This is a genomic window from Stutzerimonas tarimensis, assembly GCF_042648805.1.
GTDB lineage: Bacteria > Pseudomonadota > Gammaproteobacteria > Pseudomonadales > Pseudomonadaceae > Azomonas > Azomonas tarimensis.
Genome location: NZ_JBHRXZ010000022.1, coordinates 506,086 through 513,384 on the forward strand (window position 1 = coordinate 506,086; position 7,299 = coordinate 513,384).

Sequence of the window (7,299 nt, forward strand, 5' to 3'; positions counted from 1 at the left end):
TCGAGGATGATCCGATGACCCTGCCTTCGCTGATCGACTTGCCGACGGCGCTACTGCCTTTTGTCAGCCGTGCCGAAGAGGTGTTCCTTGCCGATGCGGCTGGTCCGACGGAGACCTTGCAGGCTCGCTTCGAGGCCTGGCCGTCGGCGCGGCGGGAAAGCTTTGCGCGGGTCTGTGCCGCCAGCGATTTCGCTCTGGATCAGGTTAGCCGAGATCCCCGGATGGTGTTGGCGCTTGCCGAGCAGGGGTTGCTCGAGCGCAGCCTGGTCCCTGGCGAGCTGCGCGAGGCGCTGCGCCAGGCGCTCGATGCCTGCGCTGACGAGGACGGACTGGCGCAGGCGTTGCGGCGTTTTCGTAACCGTCATCAGCTGCGCATCGTCTGGCGCGACCTCAGTCGCCAGGCTGACCTGGCGGAAACCTGTCGGGACCTCACCGACCTGGCCGACTGCTGCATCGACCTGACCTATGGCTGGCTCTACCCACGCCTGTGCCAGCAGTACGGCACACCGATCGGGCGGCGCAGCGGCGAGGCGCAGCACATGGTGGTGCTCGGCATGGGCAAGCTCGGCGCCCACGAGCTGAATCTCTCCTCGGACATCGACCTCATCTTCGGCTACCCCGAGGGTGGAGAAACCGAAGGAGCGCGGCGCTCGCTGGATAACCAGGAATTCTTCATCCGGCTCGGCCAGAAGCTGATCAAGGCGCTGGACGCGGTGACCCCGGACGGTTTCGTGTTCAGGGTGGACATGCGCCTGCGTCCTTACGGCTCGTCCGGGCCCTTGGTGTTCAGCTTCAATGCGCTGGAGCAGTACTACCAGGATCAGGGGCGCGACTGGGAACGCTACGCGATGATCAAGGCACGGGTGGTCGGCGGCGATCCGGAGGCGGGGCGGGTCTTGCTGGAGATGCTGCGGCCCTTCGTCTATCGGCGCTACCTGGATTTTTCCGCCATCGAGGCGCTGCGCAACATGAAGCAGCTAATCCAGCAGGAGGTGCGGCGCAAGGGGATGTCGGAGAACATCAAGCTCGGCGCCGGCGGTATCCGCGAGGTGGAATTCATCGCCCAGGCCTTCCAGCTCATCCATGGCGGACGCGACCTCAGCCTGCAGCAGCGGCCGTTGCTGGGCGTACTGACGACGCTGGAAGGGCAGGGCTATATCCCGGCCCAGGCAGTGGCCGAGCTGGCCGCCGGTTACCGCTTTCTGCGTTACGTCGAGCACGCGCTGCAGGCCATCGCCGACCGCCAGACGCAGATGCTGCCCGATGGCGAGCTCGATCGTCAGCGTGTCGCCTTCATGATGGGCTATCCCGACTGGGGCGCTTTCATGCAGCAACTGGGCTATTGGCGCGGCCGGATCGACTGGCATTTCCAGCAGGTCATCGCCGATCCCGACGACGCTGCCCAGGCGCCGGAACAGGAGCAGACTGCCGGCTGGCTGCCGCTGTGGCAGGGCGAGCTGGACGACGAGACGGCGTGCCGGGAGCTGGCCGAGGCCGGTTTCCGTGATGCCCGCAAGGCCTGCGAGCGGCTCCAGGGACTGCGCAACGGCAGCCATGTGCGCAGCATGCAGCGCCTGGGGCGCGAGCGCCTGGACACCTTTGCGCCGCGCCTGCTGGCGCTGCTGGTGGAGCAGTCAGACCCGGATCTGGTGCTCGAGCGGGTGTTGCCGCTGGTCGAGGCGGTGGCCCGCCGCTCGGCCTATCTGGTGCTGCTGACCGAGAACCCGGGCGCGCTGCAGCGGTTGTTGACGCTGTGCGGTGGCAGCCCCTGGATCGCCGAGCAGATCGCTCGTTACCCGCTACTGCTCGATGAGCTGTTGAACGAGGGCAAGCTGTACAACCCGCCGGAAGCGCCGGAGCTGTTCGCCGAATTGAACGAGCGCCTGATGCGCATCCCCGAAGACGACCTCGAGCAGCAGATGGAAGCCTTGCGGCACTTCAAGCTGGCGCACAGCCTGCGGGTGGCTGCTTCGGAAATCGTCGGAACCCTGCCGCTGATGAAGGTCAGCGACTACCTCACCAGGCTGGCCGAAGCGATTCTCGGCCAGGTGCTGTCGCTGGCCTGGCGCAACGTGGTGGCGCGCTACGGTCGGCCTCGTCATCGCGACGGCAGCCTGTGCGACAATGCCTTCATCATCGTTGGCTACGGCAAGGTCGGTGGCATCGAGCTCGGGCATGGCTCGGACCTTGACCTGGTGTTCATCCACGATGGCGATCCGGTCGCTGAAACCGACGGTCCCAAGGCGATCGACGGCGCCCAGTTCTTCATGCGGCTGGGTCAGCGCATCATCCACCTGCTGACCACCCACACCACTTCCGGGCAGCTCTACGAAGTGGACATGCGCCTGCGGCCTTCCGGGGCCTCCGGGCTGCTGGTCACCTCGCTCAGCGCCTACCGCGAGTACCAGAACGAGAAGGCCTGGACCTGGGAGCATCAGGCGCTGGTCCGTGCCCGGATGCTGGCTGGCTGTGCCCGACTGGGAGAGGACTTCAAGCAGGTCCGCGATGCGGTGCTGCGCCACCCGCACGACAACGGCAAGTTGCGCCGGGAAGTGTGCGAGATGCGCGCCAAGATGCGCGACAATCTGGGTACCCGGATCACGGCGGCGGGCATGGGCGCCAACGCCTTCAGCGCGGACGTCCCGTTCAACCTGAAGCACGATGCCGGTGGTATCGTCGATATCGAATTTATGGTGCAATACGCGGCTCTCGCGTGGTCGCACCAGCATCCGGAGCTACTGCGCTACACCGACAACATCCGCATCCTCGACGGCCTCGAACAGGTCGGGCTACTTCCCGGCGAAGAGGTGCGGTTGCTGCAGGAGGCCTACAAGGCCTACCGGGCCGCTGCCCACAGGCTATCGCTGCAGAAACAGCCCGGGGTGGTGAGCGGGGACCAATTCCACGACGAGCGTCAGGCGGTCATGCGCATCTGGCGCAAGCTGGGGCTCTGCTAGCCCCGGCGCTAACCTGACAAAGAGAATTTTTGAGGAGCGGGCAAGAAAATGTCGATGGCCGACCGCGATGGCGTCATCTGGTATGACGGTGAACTGGTGCAGTGGCGCGACGCGACCACCCATGTGCTGACCCACACCCTGCATTACGGCATGGGTGTGTTCGAAGGGGTGCGTGCCTACAACACCCCGGCCGGGACGGCGATCTTCCGCCTGCAGGCGCACACCGATCGCCTGTTCGATTCGGCGCACATCATGAACATGAAGATGCCGTTCACCCGCGAGGAGATCAACGAGGCCACCCGCGCCGCCGTTCGCGAGAACGACCTGGAAAGCGCCTACATCCGCCCCATGGTGTTCTACGGATCCGAAGGCATGGGCCTGCGCGCCAGCGGGCTGAAGGTCCACGTGATCGTCGCCGCCTGGCACTGGGGCGCCTACATGGGCGACGAAGCGCTGGAGCTGGGCATCAAGGTCCGCACCAGCTCCTTTACCCGGCACCACGTCAACATCAGCATGACCCGTGCCAAGTCCAACGGTGCCTACATCAACTCGATGCTGGCGCTGCAGGAAGCCATTTCGGGCGGTGCCGACGAGGCGCTGATGCTCGATCCGGAAGGCTACGTGGCCGAGGGCTCGGGCGAGAACATCTTCCTGGTGAAGAACGGCGTGATCTACACCCCGGAAGTCACCTCCTGCCTCAACGGCATCACCCGCGACACAGTGCTTACCCTGGCGGCCGAGCACGGAATCAAGGTGGTCGAGAAACGCATCACCCGCGATGAAGTCTACATTTCGGACGAGGCCTTCTTCACCGGCACTGCCGCTGAAGTGACCCCGATCCGTGAAGTCGACGGCCGCCTGATCGGGCCCGGCCGCCGTGGACCTGTGACCGAGAAGCTGCAGAAGGCCTACTTCGACCTCGTGACCGGCAAGACGGACTCGCATCCCGAATGGCGGACCCTGGTCAGGTAAGCTGCGAGCCACAGGCTGCAAGCTGCAAGCGGTCCCGAGCTGCTTTTGCTTGCAGCTTGAGGCTTGCAGCATGAAGCTGCCTTTATGAAGATTCTTATCGTAGGTCCCAGCTGGGTAGGCGACATGGTGATGGCGCAGACCCTGTTCGTCTGCCTCAAACAGCGCCATCCTGGCTGTGCAATCGACGTACTGGCGCCGGACTGGAGTCGGCCGATCCTCGAGCGGATGCCCGAGGTGCGCGAGGCCATTGGTTTTCCGGTGGGCCATGGCGTGCTCGACCTGGATACCCGGCGCCGGATCGCCAGCGACCTGCGTGGCCGCTACGACCAGGCCATCGTGCTACCCAATTCGCTGAAGTCGGCCCTGGTGCCGTTTCTCGCAGGCATTCCCACACGCACCGGCTGGCGCGGCGAGATGCGCTACGTGCTGCTAAACGACATCCGTCTGCTGAGCAAGACGCGCTATCCATTGATGATCGAGCGCTTCATGGCGCTCGCCTACGAGCCCGGCGCGGTGCTGGCCAAACCCTATCCCCGGCCGAATCTGGTGGTCGAGCCGGCCGGTCGCGAGGCCACCCTGGCGCGCTTTGGTCTGGCCCTGGACCGGCCGGTGCTGGCGCTCTGCCCGGGTGCCGAATTCGGCGAGGCCAAGCGCTGGCCGGCCGAGCATTATGCCGAAGTTGCCGAGCAGCGCATTCGCGACGGCTGGCAGGTCTGGTTGTTCGGCTCCAAGAGCGATCATCCGGTCGGCGAGCAGATCCGCGAGCGGCTGATTCCCGGCCTGCGCGAGGAAAGCTACAACCTGGCGGGAGAAACCAGCCTGGCCGAGGCGATCGACCTGTTGTCCTGCGCCGATGCGGTGGTTTCCAACGATTCAGGGCTGATGCATGTGGCCGCCGCGCTTGGCCGACCCCTGGTGGCGGTCTATGGCTCCACCTCGCCCGGCTTTACCCCGCCGCTGGCCGAGCAGGTCGAAGTGGTCCGGCTGGGCCTGGACTGCAGCCCCTGTTTCGACCGCACCTGCCGCTTCGGTCACTACAATTGTTTGCGCGACCTTCGGCCCGAACAGGTGTCCATGGCCCTGGATCGCCTGTTGCCGCAAACGATTGAGGTTCGCTGATTGAGAGTACTGCTGATCAAGACGTCGTCCCTGGGCGATGTGATTCATACCCTGCCGGCACTTACCGACGCCCTGCGGGCGCTGCCGGACATTCGCTTCGACTGGGTAGTCGAGGAAGGCTTCGCGGAGATTCCCGCCTGGCATCCGGCGGTGGCCAACGTGCTGCCGGTGGCCATCCGGCGTTGGCGCAAGCAGCCCCTCAGAAGCCTCTTTTCGGATGAGTGGAAACGCTTTCGCGAGCGCCTCCAGGATAGCCACTATGATCTGGTGATCGATGCCCAGGGCCTGCTCAAGAGCGCCTGGCTGACCCGTTACGGCCGCGCGCCAGTGGCCGGGTTCAACCGAGATTCGGTGCGCGAGCCGCTGGCCTGCCGCTTCTATGACCAGACCTATTTCGTCTCCCGCGAGCAGCACGCCATCGAGCGGGTACGCCAATTGTTCGGTCAGGCACTGGGTTACCAGCCGTCCGCCGAGCTGGGCGACTACGGCCTGGATCGCGAGCAACTGGCCGATCGCGAAAGCGAGCCTTACCTCTTGTTCCTGCATGGAACCACCTGGCCCAGCAAGCACTGGCCGGAAGCGCAATGGCGCGACCTCGCCGAGCGCATGTGCGCCTTTGGCTGGCCGATCCGCCTGCCCTGGAGCAGCGACGAGGAGAGAGCCCGCGCCGAGCGCGTCGCCGAAGGTCTGGAGCTGGTCTCGGTGCTGCCCAGGCTGAGCCTCGCCGGCATCGCCAAGGTCATCGCCAGCGCCCGAGCCTGTGTCGCGGTAGATACCGGCCTCGGGCATCTGGCCGCCGCGCTGGATGTGCCCACGGTGTCGCTGTACGGCCCGACAGTGCCGACGCGGGTCGGTGCCTATGGACGCTCGCAGGTCCACCTGTGCGCCAGCGGCCCCAACGCGGGCTCCGGCGATCGCCAGAAGCCGTGTTTCGAGACTCTCCTGGCCGAGCAGGTGGCCGGTGAGCTCAAGCTGCTGCTGCGCGCACCGGATCTGCCCTGATGCAGCTGGCCTTCGTTCTCTACAAGTACTTCCCGTTCGGCGGGCTGCAGCGCGACTTCATGCGCATCGCCCAGGAGTGCCAGCGTCGCGGGCACGCTATCCGCGTCTACGCGATGATCTGGGAAGGCGAGGTGCCGGATGGCTTCGAGGTGCTGATCGCGCCGGTCAAGGCCATCTTCAACCACACCCGCAACGAGCGCTTCACTGCCTGGGTCGAGGCCGATCTGGCCGAACGGCCGGTGGATCGGGTGGTGGGCTTCAACAAGATGCCGGGGCTGGACGTTTACTACGCCGCCGACCCCTGCTTCGAGGACAAGGCCCAGACCCTGCGGCACCCGCTGTACCGCAAGTGGGGGCGCTACAAGCATTTCGCCGCCTACGAGCGGGCGGTGTTCGCGCCGGAAGCCGGCACCGACGTCCTGATGATCTCCGAAGTCCAGCAGCCCCTGTTCGTCAAGCACTACGCGACCCCCGCCGAGCGCTTTCACCTGTTGCCGCCAGGCATCGCCCTCGACCGGCGGGCCCCGGACAACGCGGCGGACATTCGTAGCGAGTTTCGCCGCGAATTCGGCCTCGCCGACGATGACCTCCTGGTCGTGCAGATCGGCTCAGGCTTCAAGACCAAAGGACTGGATCGCACGCTGAAGGCCATCGCCGCGCTGCCGCGGGAGTTGAAGAAGCGTACCCGATTGATCGTCATCGGCCAGGACGACCCCAAGCCCTTCTTGCTGCAGATCCGCTCGCTGGGCATCGGCGATCGGGTCGAGATCCTCAGGGGTCGCAGCGATGTGCCGCGCTTTCTGCTGGGGGCGGACCTGCTGATTCATCCGGCCTACAACGAGAACACCGGGACCGTGCTGCTGGAAGCCCTGGTGGCGGGGCTGCCGGTGCTCACCAGCGAGGTCTGCGGCTACGCGCATTACATCGATGAGGCCCCGTGCGGCCGGGTGGTGCCCAGCCCGTTCCGCCAGGAGACCCTGGACCGGATGCTGGCCGAGATGCTTGCCGATGACGGCGCACGTGCCGCCTGGTCGCACAGCGGGCTGGCCTATGCCGAGAGCGCCGATTTGTACTCCATGCCCGAGCGCGCGGCTGACGTGATCCTGGGGGAGGGGGCATGAGGCCGGCAGCTGCTGCCGTCGGATTACGCTTCGCTAATCCGACCTGCACTGCTCTTGTAGGTCGGGTTAGCCGCAGGCGTAACCCGACGCCCATGCGCCTGGCCATTACCTCCGTTGTCGGATTACGC

At 65.7% G+C, this 7,299-nt stretch carries 5 protein-coding genes; all 5 read left to right on the forward strand.

Annotated elements, in window-relative coordinates:
* Window positions 1–14 precede the first annotated feature (14 nt).
* Window positions 15–2,957: a bifunctional [glutamate--ammonia ligase]-adenylyl-L-tyrosine phosphorylase/[glutamate--ammonia-ligase] adenylyltransferase gene (gene glnE, locus ACFOMF_RS11530; RefSeq protein WP_386364926.1), complete on the forward strand. Its 2,943-nt coding sequence runs from the start codon at window positions 15–17 to the stop codon at window positions 2,955–2,957.
* A 48-nt stretch (window positions 2,958–3,005) separates the two neighbouring features.
* Window positions 3,006–3,929: a branched-chain-amino-acid transaminase gene (ilvE, locus tag ACFOMF_RS11535; protein WP_386364928.1), complete on the forward strand. Its 924-nt coding sequence runs from the start codon at window positions 3,006–3,008 to the stop codon at window positions 3,927–3,929.
* Window positions 3,930–4,013: 84 nt separating this feature from the next.
* Window positions 4,014–5,048: a lipopolysaccharide heptosyltransferase II gene (gene waaF / locus ACFOMF_RS11540; protein ID WP_386364930.1), complete on the forward strand. Its 1,035-nt coding sequence runs from the start codon at window positions 4,014–4,016 to the stop codon at window positions 5,046–5,048.
* The gene (gene waaC / locus ACFOMF_RS11545; protein WP_386364931.1) at window positions 5,049–6,050 is read left to right on the forward strand and encodes a lipopolysaccharide heptosyltransferase I; all 1,002 of its coding nucleotides are present in this window, start codon (window positions 5,049–5,051) and stop codon (window positions 6,048–6,050) included.
* Entirely contained in the window at window positions 6,050–7,171 is a 1,122-nt protein-coding gene (locus ACFOMF_RS11550) for a glycosyltransferase family 4 protein (protein ID WP_386364933.1), read from the forward strand. The genes waaC and ACFOMF_RS11550 overlap by 1 nt, the downstream gene beginning before the upstream one ends.
* Window positions 7,172–7,299: the final 128 nt, after the last annotated feature.

Excerpts from the sequence above, each read along its gene's own strand:
- glnE (WP_386364926.1), top strand. The coding sequence starts at position 15 with ATGACCCTGCCTTCGCTGATCGACTTGCCGACGGCGCTACTGCCTTTT.
- ilvE (WP_386364928.1), top strand. The coding sequence starts at position 3,006 with ATGTCGATGGCCGACCGCGATGGCGTCATCTGGTATGACGGTGAACTG.
- waaF (WP_386364930.1), top strand. The coding sequence starts at position 4,014 with ATGAAGATTCTTATCGTAGGTCCCAGCTGGGTAGGCGACATGGTGATG.
- ACFOMF_RS11550 (WP_386364933.1), top strand. The coding sequence starts at position 6,050 with ATGCAGCTGGCCTTCGTTCTCTACAAGTACTTCCCGTTCGGCGGGCTG.